Source organism: Actinoplanes sp. CA-015351 (assembly GCF_050955685.1).
Classification (GTDB): domain Bacteria; phylum Actinomycetota; class Actinomycetes; order Mycobacteriales; family Micromonosporaceae; genus Actinoplanes.
Window position 1 is genome coordinate 7,920,357 of sequence record NZ_CP192102.1, and the last position, 17,155, is coordinate 7,937,511.

The window sequence follows — 17,155 nt, forward strand, 5'->3', positions numbered from 1 at the left end:
ACATGCCCTACCCGGCAACGTCCCGCTACCGTTGTCGGGTGAACTTCGATGCGTACGCCCGGACGGCAGTCGACCTCGTCAACGCCGGACTGGACGATCTCGCCGGGTTGCGTGCCCTGTTCTCCGGCGAGCAGGCATACATGCGGGACCAGGTCGTCGAGAAAGACGTCGTCGCGTTCCGCCGCGCTCAGCGGCGCCTGCGCGAGGTCTTCGAGTACGGCACGACCGGCCGGGACGCCGAGGCGGTGCGCGAGCTGAACACCCTTCTTGAGGCGTACCCGGTGCAGCCACGCATCTCCGGGCACGAGGCGAGCGACTGGCACATGCACGTGACCAGCCGCGGCTCGTCAGCAAGCGCGGAATACCTCGCGGGCGCGGCGTGGGGCCTGGCCGTGTGGCTCTGCGAGTACGGCAGCGCCCGGTTCGGCATCTGCGCCGACGAGCGCTGCGGCAACGTCTATCTGGACACGTCGTCGAACAACTGCCGCCGCTTCTGTTCGGAGCGCTGCGCCACCCGCTCGCACGTCGCGGCACACCGAGCCCGCAAAAGAGCTGCGAGCCTCACGCCGGCGTGATCGCCGTTCCGGCGCCCTCGCCATCGGCTCAGGGACGAAGTGCCGCCGAGCCGGAGGCGAGGCCATTAGGCACGGCGAGATAACGACGGGCGAACTCCAGCGCCTCCCGCAGGTCCGCCTCGCGGGCCGCCCGGCTGGACGCCTTGCGTGTGTTGATCTCCAGCGCCACCGATCCGGTGAACCCGCGGCCGGCCAGCGACTGGAGCAGCTCGGCGCACGGCTGGTTGCCCCGGCCCGGCACCAGGTGCTCGTCGCGGCCCTCGCCCGTGCCGTCCCCGAGGTGCACGTGCCGCAGGGCAGAGCCCATCTTGTCGGCCATCTCCAGCGCGTCGATCCGGGACGCCGCACAGTGCGACAGATCCAGCGTGTACGCGTCGAAGCCGGTCTCGGTCGGGTCCCAGCCCGGCGTGTAGGGCACGAACCAGCGGCCCGCCATCTTCACCGGGAACATGTTCTCCACGGCGAAGGAGAGGCCGGGGTGCCGGCCGCGGACCTTGTCCAGGCCCTCCGCGAAGTTCTTGGCGTAATCGCGCTGCCAGCTGAACGGCGGGTGCACCACCACTGTGGGAGCGCCGAGCGTCTCGGCGAGCTGGGCCGCCCGGCTGAGCCGCTCCCACGGGTCGGAGCTCCACACCCGCTGGGTGACCAGCAGACAGGGGGCGTGGACCGAGAGCACCGGGACGTCGTAATGGTCGGCCAGACCTTTCAGGGCACCGGCGTCCTGGCTGACGGCGTCGGTCCACACCATGACCTCGAGGCCGTCGTAGCCCACGGTGGCCGCCATCTCGAAAGCGGCGGCGGTCGGCTCCGGGAAGACCGAAGAGCTGGAGAGAAGCACAGGAACGCGGGAACTCACGCCTCAAGCGTAGCCGCGCCCGGCACGCCCGGATATATCAGCTCTAAACGGTCATGATCCACTGATGGGCGTACCCTGAGCCGGATGAGCCGCTCGCAGCCTCCCGCCGAGGTCTCCCTCGACTTCCCTCGGGAGTGGATCGAGTTTCTCGATCCCGCCGACGAACAACACCTCGTCCGCGCCGACCTGACCTGGCTGCTCTCCCGCTGGACCTGCGTCTTCGGCTCCGCGTGCCGCGGCATCGTGCCTGGCCGGGCCGAGGACGGCTGCTGCTCGCACGGCGCGTTCTTCACCGACGCCGACGACGAGAACCGGCTCAAGACGGCGGCCGCGAAACTCACTCCGGAGACCTGGCAGCACTACCGGCGGGGCTTCAAGAACTACACCGAGATGGACTCGGTCGACGGAACAAAACCCGCACGGCGTACAGCCACCCGATCCAGTGACGGCCCGTGTGTCTTCCTTAACGAGAAGGACTTCCCGGCCGGTGGCGGCTGCGCCCTGCACGCCCAGGCTCTGCGCGACGGGGTGCACCCGCTCAAGTACAAGCCGGACGTCTGCTGGCAGCTGCCGGTCCGCCGGGAACAGGACTGGATCAAGCGGGCCGACGGGACAAAGCTCCTGCAGTCCACCCTGACCGAGTTCGACCGCCGCGGCTGGGGGCCGGGCGGGCACGACCTCGGCTGGTGGTGCACCTCAGCACCGGACGCGCACGTCGGCACCGAGCCGATGTACATCACGTACGCGCCGGAGCTGACCGAGCTGGTCGGCGAGGTCGCGTACGCCAAACTCGCCGAACTCTGCGCGGCCCGCCTCAAATCCGGCCTGATCGCCATCCACCCGGCCACCAAGGCAGCCGGCGTACCGCGCAAGCGAGGCGGACGTGAGCCCGCCTCGCCGCGCGCGGCCGATCAGGGTTCGAACTTGTAACCGAGACCGCGCACCGTGACGATGTAACGCGGCGCCGACGGCTCGGGTTCGACCTTGGAGCGCAGCCGCTTCACGTGGACGTCCAGGGTCTTCGTGTCGCCGACGTAATCGGCGCCCCAGACGCGGTCGATCAGCTGGCCTCGGGTGAGCACCCGTCCGGCGTTGCGGAGCAGCAGCTCCAGCAGCTCGAACTCCTTCAGCGGCAGCTGGACGCCGGCGCCGTCGACGGTGACCACGTGCCGTTCCACGTCCATCCGGACCGGGCCGGCCGCGAGCGTCGGGGTGGTCACCTCGGCGGCTTCGGTGCCCTGCCTGCGCAGCACAGCGCGGATCCGGGCGACCAGTTCACGGGGCGAGTACGGCTTGGTGACGTAGTCGTCCGCACCGATCTCCAGACCGACAACCTTGTCGATCTCGCTGTCCCGGGCGGTGACCATGATGATCGGGACGGCCGAACGCTGCCGCAACTGACGGCAGACCTCGGTGCCGGACATCTCCGGCAGCATGAGGTCGAGCAGCACGATGTCGGCACCAGTCCGGTCGAACTGCGTCAGAGCCGAGGTTCCGGTCGCAGCGACCGACACCTCGAAACCCTCCTTGCGCAGCATGTAGGACAGGGCGTCGGAGAACGACTCCTCGTCCTCGACCACGAGCACGCGGGCCAATGTGGTTCCTTCCGTCGTCGGTGGCTGGGTCAGCGCCCGGCCACACCGGACTCGATCTCAATCGCCGTCGGTGACGGCGAAGCGGCTTCAGGGGGACGCGCGGGTAGGCGCAGGGTGAACGTAGAACCGTCGCCGAGTGCACTCGTGACGTCGACACGGCCGCCGTGGTTGGTGGCGATGTGCTTGACGATGGCCAGGCCGAGGCCGGTGCCACCGGTTGATCGCGACCGTGCCTGATCGGCCCGGTAGAAGCGTTCGAAGATCCGGTCGACGTCCTGCGGCGAGATCCCGATGCCCTGGTCGGCGACGTCGATCTCGATCCAGTCGTCGATCTCACGCATGGTGAGCAAAACCTTGGTGTCCTCGCCCGAGTACGCGATCGCGTTCTCCACGAGGTTGGTGACCGCCGTGGCGATCTGGGTGTCGTTGCCGTACGCCATGGCGCCCTTGGGCCCGTCGACAACGACCTCGATGCCCTTGGCCGAGGAGGTGGTCCGGGTCCGGTCCACCACTTCGGCGATCACCCAGTCCAGCGCGACCGGTTCCGGCTGCGGCAGCGGCTCGGCACCCTGCAGGCGGCTGAGTTCCAGCAGCTCGCTGACCAGCCGGCCCATCCGAGCGGACTCGTGGTGGATGCGCTCGGCGAACCGGCGCGCCGCCAGCAGGTCCTCGGACTGCGCCTCCGGTGCCAGGTCGGGCAGTTGAGTGGCGTCCAGCAGCGCCTCGGCCAGCAGCTGGAGAGCACCGATCGGTGTCTTCAGCTCGTGACTGACGTTGGCCACGAAGTCGCGGCGGACCCGTGCCAGCCGGTGCGCCTCGGTCACGTCGGCGGCCTCGATCGCGACGTGCGTCGAGTTCAGCGCGACGGCTCGCAGGTGCACACCGAGCGGAGCCTGTGCCCCACCCGCGCGACCTCGCGGGAGGTCCAGCTCCACCTCGCGACGCACGCCTGTGCGTCGCACCTGCCCAGCCAGGGTACGCAAGATCGGGTGCGCCGCGATCGTGCCGGGCGCTCCCCCCGACCGCAACAGTCCCATCGCGCGGGCGGCTGGGTTCACCAGCACGGGGTAGTCGTCCGCATCAAGCACGACAACACCCACCCGCAGCGAATCGAGGCTTTTGCGACCGAGCCCTTTGAGCCCGTTCTTGCCTGCCGGGCGGTCATCGTCCGGTTCGATGGCGGCGCTCCCCTCCAGCGGCCCACGCGGGGCCGTCTCGCCCTGCCTGCGGACCCGAGCCAGAAGCAGCCCCGCTCCCACGCCGACGGCGAGCGTGGCCAGGACGAGGCCGACGACGTACTTCCATTCCACGCTGCGATCGTAGGGTCAATGTTTACCTGCGCTACAGGGCCAAAGGTACTAATCGGGCCCGCTTCCAATAATGTTCACCACTACGCCTGGCGTCGTTCACCAGTGTTCATGTTCGCGCCGCTGGGTCCGCCTAACCTGGGCAGCACACCGGCCGCCCGAGAACCGGGCCGGCCCTGAGGAGCACCGGGATCAAGACATGCGCGAGGAGTACCAGGCTGACCTCGTCGAGGTGGGCCGTCTTTTGGTGACCATGGCAGAGTCGGTTCGCGCCACTCTGCGTAAGGCGACGACCGCGCTGCTGACCGCCGACCTCAAGGCCGCGGAGGCCGTGATCGAGCGTGACGCCGAGGTCGACGCGATCTACGAGCAGGTCGAGCTGAAGGTGGCGGACATCATCGCCCGGCAGGCGCCGGTCGCGAGCGACCTGCGCCGGGTGATCACCACGCTGCACATCTCCGCCGACCTTGAGCGGATGGGCGACCTGGCCGAGCACGTGGCGAAAACCGCCAAGCGCCGGCACCCGTCGCCGGCGGTGCCGGCCGAGCTGCGGCCGACCTTCAAGGAGATGGCAAACGCCGCGGACGAGATGGCCGAGAAGATCATCCGGCTGCTGGGCAACCCGAACGTCGCGCTCGCCGCGGAACTGGAGAAGGACGACGACGCGATCGACGACGCCGAGCGTCACCTGTTCAAGATCATGCTGGCCGACGAATGGCCCTATGGCGCGGAGACCGCGATCGACGGCGCGCTGCTGGGCCGTTTCTACGAGCGGTACGCCGACCACGCCGTGAACATCGGCGAGCAGGTCATCTACCTGGTCACCGGGGAGAGCCCGGCCGGTCAGAGCTGATTCGATCCGCGTTGCAAGACGCCGGATCCGAAGGCCGGGACACCACGGGGGTGTCCCGGCCTTCGTCGTTCCTACCTCTTAGCTACTTCTTGCCCTGGTTGGCGACCGCGGCGGCGGCTTCCTTCGCGGCGACCGGGTCGAGGTACGTGCCGCCCGGGTTGGTCGGGCGCAGGTTCTCGTCCAGGTCGTAACGCAGCGGGATGCCGGTCGGGATGTTCAGCTTCGCGATCGCCTCGTCGGAGACGTCGTCGAGGTGCTTCACGATGGCGCGCAGCGAGTTGCCGTGCGCCGCGACCAGGACCGTCTTGCCGGCCCGCAGGTCCGGGACGATCTCGTCGTACCAGTACGGCAGGGCCCGCAGCAGCACGTCCTTCAGGCATTCCGCCTTCGGGAGCAGCTCCGGCGCGAGGCTCGCGTACCGCGCGTCGCCGGCCTGGGAGAACTCCGAGCCGTCCTCGATCGGGGGCGGCGGTACGTCGTACGACCGGCGCCAGAGCATGAACTGCTCCTCGCCGTACGCCTCCAGGGTCTGCTTCTTGTCCTTGCCCTGCAGCGCGCCGTAGTGGCGCTCGTTGAGGCGCCACGAGCGCTTCACCGGGATCCAGTGGCGGTCGGTCAGGTGCAGCGCGATCTCGCTGGTCCGGATCGCGCGACGCAGCAGGCTCGTGTGCACCACGTCGGGCAGCACGCCCTGCTCCTTGAGCAGCTCGCCGCCGCGGCGGGCCTCGTCCTCACCCTTCGCGTCGAGGTCCACGTCGACCCAGCCGGTGAAGAGGTTCTTGGCGTTCCACTCGCTGTTGCCGTGCCGCAGCAGCACCAGGGTTCCAGTCATGACCTCATCTTCCCTCTCCCGCATGGTGGCCGCGCGGGCACCCGCCACCGTGTCCACCGACACGTCGAAAACCGGTTGCGGCAGCCCTTAGGTTGTAAGGGAACAGAGCATGATCACTACTTACGGGAGACTTCATGTCGGTGGGTGTCGTGTCGGGTTGGTTGCGGCAGGCCGCGGGCGGATTGCCCCGGCAGTTCTGGTTCCTCTGGACCGGGACGCTGATCAACCGGCTCGGGTCGTTCGTGGTGCTGTTCCTGAGCATCTACCTCACCGGCGACCGCGGCTTCACCCAGACACAGGCCGGTGTCATTCTCGGTCTTTACGGCGCCGGCGGCGCGATCGGCGTCCTGACCGGCGGCGTGCTGACCGACCGCTGGGGACGCCGGCCCACCATGCTTGTCGCGCAGTTCGGCGCCGCCGCGCTGATGCTCACGCTCGGGTTCGCGCACACGTACTGGCAGATCGCCGCGGTCACGTTCCTGCTCGGTGCGTTCGCCGAAGGGGTCCGGCCCGCGTTCTCCGCGATGATGGTCGACGTCGTGCCGGAACACGACCGGGTCCGGGCGTACTCACTGAACTACTGGGCGATCAACCTCGGCTTCGCGCTCGCCGCCGTCGCGGCCGGCCTCGCCTCCCAGTTCGACTACCTGCTGCTTTTCGTCGTCGACGCGGGCACGACGCTGCTCACCGCGATCATCACGGCCATCTTCCTGGCGGAGACCAGGCCGGCGCGTACCCGTACCCAAGAAGTGGCCGCGCCCGGCGGCATGGGCACCGCCTTGCGCGACCGGGTCTTTCTCGTCTATCTACTGCTCAGCCTGGCGTCGGTGCTGGTGATCCTGCAGCACGCGTCCACGCTGCCGCTCACCATGCTCGCCGACGGCCTCTCCGCGGCGACTTACGGCGCAGTGATCGCGGTCAACGGCGTGCTGATCGTTCTCGGACAGCTCTTCGTCCCGAAGCTGATCGAGGGGCGAAACAGCGCCAAGGTCCTGGCACTCGCCGTCTTGATCATCGGCGCCGGCTTCGGGCTGGTCGCCCTCGCCGACACCCCTCTTGTGTACGCCCTAACAGTGATCATCTGGACACTTGGCGAGATGCTCCAATCGCCGAGCAATGCGGCCACCGTCGCGGCGCTGTCCCCACCGGCGCTGCGCGGCAGGTACCAGGGTCTGAACTCGCTGTCGTGGTCGGTCGGCACCGCCCTGGCCCCGATCCTCGGCGGGCTGGTGTTGCAAAAAGCCGGCGACGCGGTGCTGTGGGCGGGCTGTTTCGCACTGTGCGCGCTCGCGGCGGTGGGACAGCTTCTCTCCGGTCCGGCGCGGGAGCGAAGGGCGGCCCTGCGACGCGCTGAAGAGGCGGCGCTCGAATCACGCTTGAACGCCGTCGCGGTTCGATAGAACACATCGGACAGTGCGCGAAATCGGATTTACCCAAAGGGGCCGCGACCAAACGCACGCGCCAATGGAGAATGTGCGTCACAAGTTAGACCGCACAAACAAAAGCGCCGGCGGCGGCGGGCGGCACCCATCCCCATAGGCGCCGCCCGCACTAACCGCCGGTCTCGGGTCGCGCCGTCCCCCAACGGCTCATGCCACCCGTCCCCAAACGCCGAACCGCGGCGATCATTGCTGATCGACCCGTTCCCCGAACTAACGCTCCGGCGTCCATCGACCACGCTAGTTGGGGCAGTCAAGCCTCACAACCCGATTTCGTGTCGACATCTGTCTCAACCGTCACAGAAACCAACAATCAACCGATCGGACGAGTAGGCAATCACTCGTCCGGGCTCCCCGGTACGGAAGAATCACTACTCATCGATAAGCGGATGTTCACCGGAGAACCCGTCGAGCGCATCGGGAAGCCCCGATATAGTCGCTCCTAGATCAAATTCCCCTCATCGATGTGATGCACGGCGTTTGCCGCCCGGGGTTCCCGCCCGGGGTTCCCGCTATCTCCAAGATGTCCCCAGCTGGCCGCCACGGTTGCTTGAGCCACCACGAGACAGCACTGGCAGCCGGCCGGACCTCCGCAGGGTAGATCCGAGACCACCGTGTGCTCCCAGCCACGCCGGACACGGTCATGTCCGCACCAGGCAGGAGCCGTCCACGCCAGACAGACGCGTGTGCTCCCAAGACACGAGCCCGAGCCCACCGTGTGCCCTCGACCACGCGCGGCCGGCCGGCAACAAGCGCGGACCGTGCTCCCGGTGACCAGAGACTTTGCGATCGGAGTCCAGCCGGCAATCGCCAGCCGTTGTTCCGCGCGCGCCACTTCGCCTCACCGCCTCTGCGCAGGGCTTCGGGTGACGCCATTGCACCCTTGTCAGGCGCTTTGCAGGCGCCCTGCAGGCGCTCGACGGTCTGATATATCGCGATAGTCCCGCTTCACGGGCACGCGATCGGCAGGGACCAGGCTCGCACGCAACGGCGTGATCGGTGTGGATGAGGCCGCACGCAACGGCGTGATTGGTGTGGATGAAGACGCACGTAACGGCAACGTGGGACTTCATCTATGCCAGGGCCGAGACAGGAGCTCACGCAAGCGCTATGTGTGGTCTCGTCACCGCTGCCGGATCCTTGCGTGGGCCCCCATCTGGGCTGAACGACGAGCTGAGCACTCCCGGATCCGATCCAGTCGATCCTCGTCGCAAAGATGGCCTTCGGCAGCAACCCGGCCGCAGCCGAGGCAGGTCCAAAGGCTGGTCCGGGCAGCGCCGCCACGGCACCACCGCACCCGCCGCACCCACCGCACGCCGCACCCACCGCACGCCGCACCCACCGCACCCGCCGCACGCCGCACCCACCGCACGCCGCACGCCGCACCCGCCGCACCCGCCGCACCCGCCGCACCCACCGCACGCCGCACCCGCCGCACCCGCCGCACGCCGCAGCGCCGCCCTGGCCGCACCAACGCCGTCCGCAACCCAGCCGAAGCGCACCCCCTCAGGCGCTGGCGGGGCCTTCGGCCAGGTGCTTGAAGGCCTGCAGGTTCGCGAGCGACTCCCCCCGCTTGACCCGCCACTCCCACTCGCGCCGGATGGACGAGCCGAAGCCGATCTCCAGCATCGTGTCGAACGACTCGTCCGCATATGTCAGGACAGAACCCAGGATCCGGTCGAGCTCGTCCTCGTCCAAACCCTTCAGCGACACCCGGCCCGTCAGGTAGACGTCGCCGACCGCGTCGATCGAGAACCCGACGCCGTACATCCGCGCGTTGCGGCGCAGCATCCAGGCCCACAACTCTTCGTGGCGCTCGTCCGGGCGGCGCATCACGAAGGCCTCGATCCGCAGCGCGTGCTCGCCGACGATCAGGTTGCAGGCCGTCTTGAGTTTGTGCGTGCCCGGCAGAGTGACCACAAAGGACGACTCGCCGGTCGGTTCCCACTCCAGCTCACGCGAAGTCAGGAAGTCGGTGATCAGCTTCTTCACCATGCGTACGTCGCCCCCTCGAGCCGCGCCGCGATCAGCGCGCGGTGTTCGGTCACCGCGTCACGGTAGACCCGCAGCAGGTTGTCGGCAGTGCGATCCCAGGAGAACTGCGACGCGTGGGCGACCGCCCCGGCGGCCAGCCGGTGGCGTTGCGCGGGTGAGTCGAGGAGCCGTTCCAGCACGCGAGCCCAGTCGGCCGGGTCGTGCCCGTCGACCAGTACGCCGCTGATCCCGTCCTGGACCGCGGTGACCAGGCCACCGACCGCGGCGGCGACCACCGGGGTGCCGCAGGCCTGCGCTTCGAGGGCGACCAGGCCAAACGACTCGTTGTAGGACGGCACCGCGACCAGGTCGGCGGCCCGGTACAGCGCGGCCAGGTCGGCGCCGGTCTGCGGGGGCAGGAACACCACCGAGTCGGCGACGCCGAGTGAACCGGCCAGCTCGATCAGCGAGGTGGGCCGGTCCAGGCCGCTGCCGCTGGGTCCACCGCAGATCACCACGGTGACGTCGGAGGAGCCGCCGGCGGCGTCGGAGGAGCCGCCCGCGGCGCGCATCTCGGCGAGCGCGGAGATCAGGACGTCGGGGGCCTTGAGCGGCTGGATCCGGCCGACGAACGCGATGATCCGGCCGTGCTCGGGCAGGCCGAACCGGGCCCGGTCGGCGTCGCCGGGCCGGAAACGTTCCAGATCGACGCCGGGCTGCACCACGCTGACCAGGCGCGGGTCCGCGTCGTAGTGGGTGATCAGGTCCTGCGCCTCGAACCGGGTGTTCGCGACCAGCCGGTCGGACTCGGCGATCACCTGTTCCTCGCCGATCACCCGGGCCCGCGGTTCGGGGCGGTCACCGGCCGCGATGAACTTGTTCTTCACCTTGGCGAGGGTGTGCGCGGTGTGGATGTGCGGCACACCCCAGCGCTCCCGGGCCAGCCAGCCCACCTGGCCGGACAGCCAGTAATGCGAGTGGATCAGGTCGTAGTAGCCGGGCGGGTGCGCCGCCTCGGCCCGCAGCACACCGGTGGTGAAGGCGCAGAGCTGCGACGGCAACTCCTCTTTGTCGAGCCCTTCGAACGGCCCCGAGGTGACGTGCCGCACATGCACACCGGGCGACATCTCGACCAGCGGCGGCAGCCCGCTCGCGGTTGCCCGGGTGAAGATCTCGACCTCGACCCCGCGCGCGGCGAGACGCTTCGCGACCTCCACGATGTACACGTTCATCCCACCGGCGTCGCCGGTGCCGGGCTGCTCCAGCGGGGACGTGTGCACGGAAAGTGTCGCAATCCGCCGAGGAGTAGGAGCAGGCCACGAGCCGGAACCCGATGCCACGGTGACTCCCTCCGCTTCAGCGCCGCTTCCGGTGTGAAAACTTGTTGCGCCAACGTTCATCTTCCCCATCGGCGGGGTGCGAACCACCATGCAGCCGAACGAGGGTGACCCAGGTCATGAGGGAAGATCGGTACATGGAGAACATCGCAGTGGTCACCGGAGCCTCCAGCGGCATCGGCGCGGCAACCGCACGCCGGCTCGCCACCGAGGGATTTCACGTGGTCGCCGTGGCCCGGCGGGCCGACCGGCTGGACGCGCTGGTCAAGGAGATCGGTTCGGGCGCGACCGCGGTCGAGTGCGACGTGACCTCGGACGAATCGGTCGCGCGGCTCGCCGAGACGGTTTCCGGGCTGGGCACTCTCACCCTGCTGGTCAACAACGCGGGCGGCGCGCGCGGGGCGGATCCGGTGTCGGCCGGGTCGGTCGACGACTGGCAGTGGATGTACGACGTCAACGTGCTCGGCACCCTGCGGGTCACCAAGGCGCTGCTCCCAGCACTGGAGGCGAGTGGCCACGGCACGATCGTGACGATCGGATCAACCGCTTCGTTCGTGGTCTACGAGGGCGGCGGCGGTTACACGGCGGCCAAGCACGCGCAGACCGCGCTGGTCGGGACACTCCGGCTGGAACTGGCCGGCAAGCCGGTCCGGGTCATCGAGGTCGACCCGGGGATGGTCCGGACCGACGAGTTCGCTCTGAACCGTTTCGCCGGTGATCAGAGCAAAGCGGACGCGGTCTACGCCGGCGTGAAGGAACCGCTCATCGCCGGCGACATCGCTGACATCGTCGCGTTCGCGGCCACCCGCCCGCACCATGTCAACATCGACCGGCTGGTGGTGCGGCCGATCGCGCAGGCCGCCCAGCACAAGGTGCACCGGGAGAAGTAAGACGTGAAGCCGCTCGGCGCGATCACCCGGGGGACGACCAATCCCAACCGGTTACGCCGTGTGGACAACTTTCTCGCGTACCGATGCTCGTCGCTCTTGAAAGAGGCGGCGCAGCCGCTAGTCATTGATCTTGGGTATGGCGCCACGCCGGTCACCGCGGTAGAGCTCCGCGGCCGCCTTGCGGCCGCGGTGCGACCAGACGTCACGGTGGTCGGTTTGGAGATTGATTCGGTACGCGTAACCGACGCCCAACCCCACGCGGATCCGCCGTTCCTGCAGTTCCGTCGGGGTGGGTTCGAGCTGGCCGGGCTGGCGCCGCACGTGGTGCGCGCATTCAACGTGCTGCGTCAGTACCCGGAGGACGAGGTGGCCGCGGCCTGGCGGACGATGACCGCGACCGGCGCGCTGCTGATCGAGGGCACCTGTGACGAGCTGGGCCGGATCGCCACCTGGGCGGTGGTCGAGGCTGGTGTGCCGAGCACACTGACCCTCTCGGCCCGGCTGCCGGACCTGGAGCATCCGGCGATCTTCGCGGAGCGGCTGCCGAAAGCGCTGATCCACCACAACGTGCCGGGTCATCCGGTGTACGAGTTGCTGCGCTCGCTCGGCCGCGCGTGGGAGACCGAAGCGACGCCGTTCGGGCCGAGGCAGCGCTGGCTCGCCACCGTCCGGCGGATGCGCACCGAGGGCTGGCCCGTGCTGGACGGCCCGGCCCGATGGCGGCGCGGCGAGCTGACGGTTCCCTGGCCCGGTGTTGCTTAGGCCACCACGGATTTGAGGGCTTCCAGCAACGCGTCAGCGGTGAAAGGCTTCTTCACCAGCAGGGCGTCCTCGCCGACCAGGCCCTTGGTGACGGCGATGTCCTTGGGCAGCCCCGAAATGAAGACCACGCCGAGTCCCGGGCGCAGGTCCTGAACAACTCCGGCAAGCTCGCCGCCGGAGACACCCGGCAAGGTCAGGTCAGTGACCAGGGCCGCGATCTCCGGATGTGCACGGCAGACCGAGATGGCCTCTTCGTGATCACCGGCCACCAGTGTCGCGTACCCACGGCGCTCCAGCATGCGGCGCATGATGTCGCGCAGATCCTCTTCGTCGTCGACGACCAGGACGGTCGGCTTCTCAACGACCGGCGCCTCGGACATGCGTTCCTCCTCGGGGCTGTGGTCGAACATCACGCTATCCGCCGCCGGGCCCGAAAAGGGGCGCTTCGCGAACCGCACGACACCGAAACGGCGAACGCCCCGCGACGCAGTTGGCGTCGCGGGGCGTGCGGGACCAGGGAGCCTCAGGAGGCGAGGTGACCGGTGTAGAGGAGCTTGTTCGGCGAGCCGGATCCGGGGCTGCGGACCAGGCCCGAGCCGGCGTTGGTGACCAGGTCGTCGCGGACCTGGCGAGGCGTCCAGTCCGGGTGCTCGCCGAGCGCCAGGGCGGCCGCGCCGGCGACGTGCGGCGCCGCCATCGAGGTGCCGCTCATCGTCTTGACCGCGGTGTTCGAGGCCTTGCCGGCCGACTTGATGTCGACGCCGGGCGCGAACAGGTCGAGGCAGGTGCCGTAGTTGGAGAACGAGGCCCGCTTGTCGAACTTGTCGACCGCGCCGACCGTGATCGCGTCGGGCGTACCGCCGGGCGAGCTCTTGCAGGCGTTCTTGTTCTCGTTGCCGCCGGCGATCGCGTACGTCACACCCTTGGCGATGGACCTGTTGACGGCCGCGTCGAGGGCCTTGCTGACCGGGCCGCCGAGGCTCATATTCGCCACGGCGGGCAGCTTCGCGTTGGCGGTGACCCAGTCGACGGCCGCGATGAAGTCGGAGAACTTGCCGGAGCCGTCGCAGCCGAGAACCTTGAGCGCGACCAGGTCGACGTCCTTGGCGACGCCGTAGGTCGCGCCGCCGATGGTGCCGGCGACGTGCGTGCCGTGACCGTTGCAGTCGTTGGCGACCTTGTCGTTGTCGACGAAGTCCCAGCCGTTGCTCGCCCGGCCGCCGAACTCCTGGTGCGAGACCCGGACGCCGGTGTCGATCACGTACGCCGTGACGCCGGTGGCCGAGGTGTACCGGTAGCTCTTGGAGAGCTTCGCGGTGCGCTGGTCGATCCGGTCCAGACCCCAGGTCACCTGCTCCGCCGAAGCGCTCGGCACGGCGGTGCTGCTGAACGTCGCGTCCTGCTCGACGTACTGCACGGACTCGTCGGCGGCGAGGCGGGCCGCCTGGAACGCGGTCGCGTGGAGCTGGAATCCGCGTACGGTCGAGAGGTAGTTCGCGCCGACCGTTCCGCCGTACTCGCGCGCCAACTCCTGCGAGGCTGAGGAAACACGGCCGGCAGCGGCCGAGCCGGGCTTGAGGACCACGATGTAACTGCCCGGCACCGCGCCCTCGACGCCGGCGCCGGTGATGACGCCCAGCGGGGCTGCGGCCGGTGCGGCTGATGCCGGTGCGGTAAGACCGAAGAAGGTCACGGATGCGGCGCTCGCAGCAGCGATGAGACGTACGGCCTGGTAGCGGGCGTCGGTACCGAACATGCGGTGTCCTCTCGGTCTTGCTCCGGCGCCGAAGGCATGCCGTAGCGACTTGAGGGAAATGTTGAACTGAGACGAGAGCGCATCCGGGTCCTGCCGAGGTGCGTTGAGGTTGCCGGTGACCGGGCCAATTTCCATCGGTCTGATCACACCGGGAACCCTTAACCCGACCGTGTGCCGAACCGAACATCTCTGCTGTCAGGACCGCCCGCTGTACGCCACCTGAGCAAGGAGAGCGATATGACCACTCTGCTGTCGCCCGAGATCGACACCGTAGGCGAGTTGACCGAGCGTTGTGACCGCTGCGGAGCGGCCGCCAAGCTGGAGGTCGAGGTGTCCAGCGGTGGCGAGCTGGCGTTCTGCGGCCACCACGCCAACCGGTACGACGCCGACATCCTCCGGATCGGTAGCAAGATCCGCCTGGAGGAGGGCTTCGTCTGGGCGGGCAAGTAACCGCCCGCACCGGTTCGCCGCGTTATGCTCTTTCCCTCACGTCTTGGGGGTATATGTGCATATCGCGGCGCATGGCGTGGGCAGGCTGTCCCGGCTGATCGCCGGGTGCGCCGGGATCGCGGTCGCCGTCTTCGGCGTCGTGAGCACGCGCACGCTCGACGACGGCGGGCCGCCGGAGGGATATTCGTCCACTCCGGCGGTCGCGCTGATTCCGGCCGGGATCGCCCTGCTGGTCCAGGCCGCGCCGATATCCGGCGGGGGGGCCGGCCGATTACGCGCCGGCGCCGCCGTACTGCTCGCCCTGAGCGCCACCGGACTCGCGACCGCCGCCCTCGTCGACCAGCCGGCCGCGTCCGTCGCCACCCTGCTCTCCGGGCTGGCCCTCGCCTTCCTCGACCTGCGGCTGCCCCGGCAGGACGGCTCGATGCCGTTCCGCGTGGCCGACCCCCTGCTGCTGGGCGTCGCCGTCATCGCGCTTGTCGCGCTGGTGTCCCGGCTTTTCGCAACACCCGGGCGTGGGCCGGACAGCGTCATGTCGCTGTCCCAGGCCGGCGCCCTCCTGCTTCTCACCGCCGGGGCGTTCCTGGCCCGGCCCCGGCCCCTGCGCGCTCTCGATCGCGCTCTCGACGAGGCCCAGGCCGACCCTGAGCAGCGCCCCCTCGTCGAGGAGTTGCGCGACCGGGAGGATTTCGCCCAGACGCTGCTTCAGTCGATGAACGAGGCGGTCATGGTGCTCGACGCCAACTACCGGGTGATCGACGTGAACCGGCGGTGGCGGGAGCTGACCGGGTACGCCGACGACGACGTATCCCGCGATCCGCCACCGCTGCCGCCACCCGGATCCGGCGGGGACTGGACGATCCCGCGCGCCGACGGCACGGCGGTGCCGGTTCTCGCCAGCATGGCGGCTATCCCGGACGCCGCCGGAACGACCCGCGGATATGTCGCCACCTGCGTCGACATCGCCGAACGCAAGCATGCTGAGGACGCACTCACTGAGCACGCCGCCGAGCTGGAACGAGGAAACGCCCAGCTCGCCTCGGCACTCGCCTTCAAGAACGACCTGACCTCGATGCTGACCCACGACGTGGCGCAGCCGATCAGCTCGATCGCCAGCCTCGCCGAGCTGCTCTGCGCGGACTGGGCGGACCTGCCGGACGACATCCGTCTGGAACTCGCCACGAAGATCGACAAGAACACCCGGCGGCTGGTCAAGATGATGAACGACCTTCAGCTGCTCTTCCGGCTCGACACCGGTTCGGTCACCGCCCGCCGGGTGCCGGCGCCGCTGCTCGAGGTGGTCCGCACGGTCAGCGCCACGATGGCCGGCGAGGACGTCGAGGTCGCGATCGACGAGGACCTGGCCGCGCTGATCGACCGGGGCCATCTCACCGTCGTGGTGGAGAACCTGCTGAAGAACGCGCTGACCCACGGCGCGCCGCCGATCGTGGTCCAGGCCGAGCCGCAGGGTACGGCCGTGCTGCTGGTGGTGCAGGACAGCGGTCCCGGCATTCCGGAGGACGTGCTGCCGGGCCTCTTCGGCCGGTTCAGCCGGGGCGCCGGGCTCGGCCTCTTCATCGTCCGCCACCTGGTCGAGGCGAACGGCGGCACGGTCCGCTACGAACACGCCACCCCACAGGGCGCCCGCCTGCTGGTCACCCTGGAGCGGGCACCCGCCTAGGGTCTCGCCGACGGCCTCGCCGGCACGCGAAAGGCCGGCCCGATGGGGCCGGCCTTCACGACGTTTTGGCGGCTCAGCTGCCGCGTTCTTCCTCGTTGATCATGCCGTCGCCCCACATGTCGGACTTGCTGGTATGCCCGCCCATCGGAGCGCTGCCGGAGATCCCTCCGCTGATCTCGGGCTCCGCGCCGGTGTCCCATCCGGCGCCGGGTCCGGGTGGAGGCGTAGCGGCGTTGCGGTTACGGATGCGCTGGGCCACCGAGGCCGGTGACGCGGGGTTCGTCGTGGGGGCGTTGCCCAGGAACGAGCGTCCGGTGATCTGCTTCGTGCTGGCGCCGGTCGGAATCGGGCGCCCGCCCAGCACGCCGCTCTCCACCAGGCCCTTGAACGTGGTCAGATCGGCCTTGAGCCGGCGGTTCAGGGACTCCTGCCCGTGCCGGTCGCTCGGCATCAGAAAGGCGATGTCCGCCTCGAGCTGCGCGACGATCTGGGTCTTCGTCTCACCCATCGGCCGCAGCGTGAGCGTCTCGGCGAGCAGCGGACCTTCCATCGTCGACCAGGAGACCCGCTCGTCCATCGACCGCTCGATGATCTGAGCGTCGAATTCGCGCCGTTTACCGTCGACATCCATGATCCAGTGGGTCTGGTCGGCGCCGATCGACGTCACCTGCCGCACACCGGTCATGAAACGCGGGTAGTTCTCGAACGCCGCGAGCTGTTCGTACACCGTGTGTACCGGTGCACTGACTTCGATCGCCTGCTGAACCATGCTCATCGCAACTCTCCCATGCTGAAGTGCTGGCATGACCGAGCGTACGGAGACGAGCACTGGTCGTGTTCAGTTTTGA

General features: G+C 69.0%; 17 protein-coding genes. 8 read left to right on the plus strand and 9 right to left on the minus strand.

Annotation, left to right across the window (positions count from 1 at the left end):
• Positions 1–38 precede the first annotated feature (38 nt).
• Positions 39–575 (plus strand): CGNR zinc finger domain-containing protein, encoded by a 537-nt coding sequence (locus tag ACQP2E_RS35995; protein WP_433827416.1) that lies wholly within the window; start codon positions 39–41, stop codon positions 573–575.
• Between the two features lie 28 nt (positions 576–603).
• Here the strand turns inward: ACQP2E_RS35995 and ACQP2E_RS36000 are convergent, their stop codons facing one another.
• Entirely contained in the window at positions 604–1,431 is an 828-nt protein-coding gene (locus tag ACQP2E_RS36000) for a sugar phosphate isomerase/epimerase family protein (RefSeq protein WP_433827417.1), read from the minus strand.
• Between the two features lie 84 nt (positions 1,432–1,515).
• On the opposite strand from ACQP2E_RS36000, the gene ACQP2E_RS36005 reads away from it, so the two are divergent.
• Positions 1,516–2,361 carry a hypothetical protein gene (locus ACQP2E_RS36005; RefSeq protein WP_433827418.1) on the plus strand — a complete coding sequence of 282 codons (846 nt, stop codon included), beginning with the start codon at positions 1,516–1,518 and terminating at the stop codon, positions 2,359–2,361.
• Here ACQP2E_RS36005 and ACQP2E_RS36010 read toward each other — a convergent pair.
• Both ACQP2E_RS36010 and ACQP2E_RS36015 read right to left on the minus strand, forming a co-directional pair.
• Entirely contained in the window at positions 2,343–3,026 is a 684-nt protein-coding gene (locus ACQP2E_RS36010; RefSeq protein WP_014447701.1) for a response regulator transcription factor, read from the minus strand. The genes ACQP2E_RS36005 and ACQP2E_RS36010 overlap by 19 nt on opposite strands.
• A gap of 29 nt (positions 3,027–3,055) precedes the next feature.
• On the minus strand, positions 3,056–4,336 hold the full coding sequence (locus tag ACQP2E_RS36015) for a sensor histidine kinase (RefSeq protein ID WP_433827419.1): 1,281 nt from the start codon (positions 4,334–4,336) through the stop codon (positions 3,056–3,058).
• Positions 4,337–4,532: 196 nt separating this feature from the next.
• On the opposite strand from ACQP2E_RS36015, the gene phoU reads away from it, so the two are divergent.
• Complete coding sequence (gene phoU / locus ACQP2E_RS36020; protein ID WP_433827420.1) at positions 4,533–5,186, plus strand: phosphate signaling complex protein PhoU; 654 nt, start codon at positions 4,533–4,535, stop codon at positions 5,184–5,186.
• 82 nt (positions 5,187–5,268) lie between these two features.
• Here the strand turns inward: phoU and ACQP2E_RS36025 are convergent, their stop codons facing one another.
• On the minus strand, positions 5,269–6,018 hold the full coding sequence (locus tag ACQP2E_RS36025) for a phosphoglyceromutase (protein ID WP_433827421.1): 750 nt from the start codon (positions 6,016–6,018) through the stop codon (positions 5,269–5,271).
• A 149-nt stretch (positions 6,019–6,167) separates the two neighbouring features.
• Between ACQP2E_RS36025 and ACQP2E_RS36030 the strand changes: the two genes are divergently transcribed.
• The gene (locus tag ACQP2E_RS36030) at positions 6,168–7,418 is read left to right on the plus strand and encodes an MDR family MFS transporter (protein ID WP_433827422.1); all 1,251 of its coding nucleotides are present in this window, start codon (positions 6,168–6,170) and stop codon (positions 7,416–7,418) included.
• A gap of 1,545 nt (positions 7,419–8,963) precedes the next feature.
• Here the strand turns inward: ACQP2E_RS36030 and ACQP2E_RS36035 are convergent.
• Both ACQP2E_RS36035 and mshA read right to left on the minus strand, forming a co-directional pair.
• On the minus strand, positions 8,964–9,452 hold the full coding sequence (locus tag ACQP2E_RS36035) for a YbjN domain-containing protein (protein WP_433827423.1): 489 nt from the start codon (positions 9,450–9,452) through the stop codon (positions 8,964–8,966).
• On the minus strand, positions 9,446–10,831 hold the full coding sequence (gene mshA, locus ACQP2E_RS36040; RefSeq protein WP_433827424.1) for a D-inositol-3-phosphate glycosyltransferase: 1,386 nt from the start codon (positions 10,829–10,831) through the stop codon (positions 9,446–9,448). Before mshA ends, ACQP2E_RS36035 begins: the two co-directional genes overlap by 7 nt.
• 74 nt (positions 10,832–10,905) lie before the next feature.
• Between mshA and ACQP2E_RS36045 the strand changes: the two genes are divergently transcribed.
• Complete coding sequence (locus ACQP2E_RS36045) at positions 10,906–11,658, plus strand: SDR family oxidoreductase (RefSeq protein ID WP_433827425.1); 753 nt, start codon at positions 10,906–10,908, stop codon at positions 11,656–11,658.
• Positions 11,659–11,661: 3 nt separating this feature from the next.
• Positions 11,662–12,420, plus strand: a complete 759-nt coding sequence (locus tag ACQP2E_RS36050) for a class I SAM-dependent methyltransferase (RefSeq protein WP_433827426.1) — start codon at positions 11,662–11,664, stop codon at positions 12,418–12,420.
• Here the strand turns inward: ACQP2E_RS36050 and ACQP2E_RS36055 are convergent.
• Together ACQP2E_RS36055 and ACQP2E_RS36060 are read right to left on the minus strand one after the other, a co-directional pair.
• On the minus strand, positions 12,417–12,830 hold the full coding sequence (locus tag ACQP2E_RS36055; protein ID WP_433827427.1) for a response regulator: 414 nt from the start codon (positions 12,828–12,830) through the stop codon (positions 12,417–12,419). The two genes, ACQP2E_RS36050 and ACQP2E_RS36055, sit on opposite strands and share 4 nt — an antisense overlap.
• A 113-nt stretch (positions 12,831–12,943) precedes the next feature.
• The gene (locus tag ACQP2E_RS36060; RefSeq protein ID WP_433827428.1) at positions 12,944–14,176 is read right to left on the minus strand and encodes a S8 family serine peptidase; all 1,233 of its coding nucleotides are present in this window, start codon (positions 14,174–14,176) and stop codon (positions 12,944–12,946) included.
• 237 nt (positions 14,177–14,413) lie between these two features.
• Between ACQP2E_RS36060 and ACQP2E_RS36065 the strand changes: the two genes are divergently transcribed.
• Positions 14,414–14,626: a DUF7455 domain-containing protein gene (locus ACQP2E_RS36065; protein ID WP_433827429.1), complete on the plus strand. Its 213-nt coding sequence runs from the start codon at positions 14,414–14,416 to the stop codon at positions 14,624–14,626.
• Positions 14,627–14,702: 76 nt separating this feature from the next.
• Complete coding sequence (locus ACQP2E_RS36070) at positions 14,703–16,307, plus strand: ATP-binding protein (protein WP_433827430.1); 1,605 nt, start codon at positions 14,703–14,705, stop codon at positions 16,305–16,307.
• A 73-nt stretch (positions 16,308–16,380) separates the two neighbouring features.
• Here ACQP2E_RS36070 and ACQP2E_RS36075 read toward each other — a convergent pair whose 3' ends face one another.
• Positions 16,381–17,082: an SRPBCC family protein gene (locus ACQP2E_RS36075; protein ID WP_433827431.1), complete on the minus strand. Its 702-nt coding sequence runs from the start codon at positions 17,080–17,082 to the stop codon at positions 16,381–16,383.
• Positions 17,083–17,155: the final 73 nt, after the last annotated feature.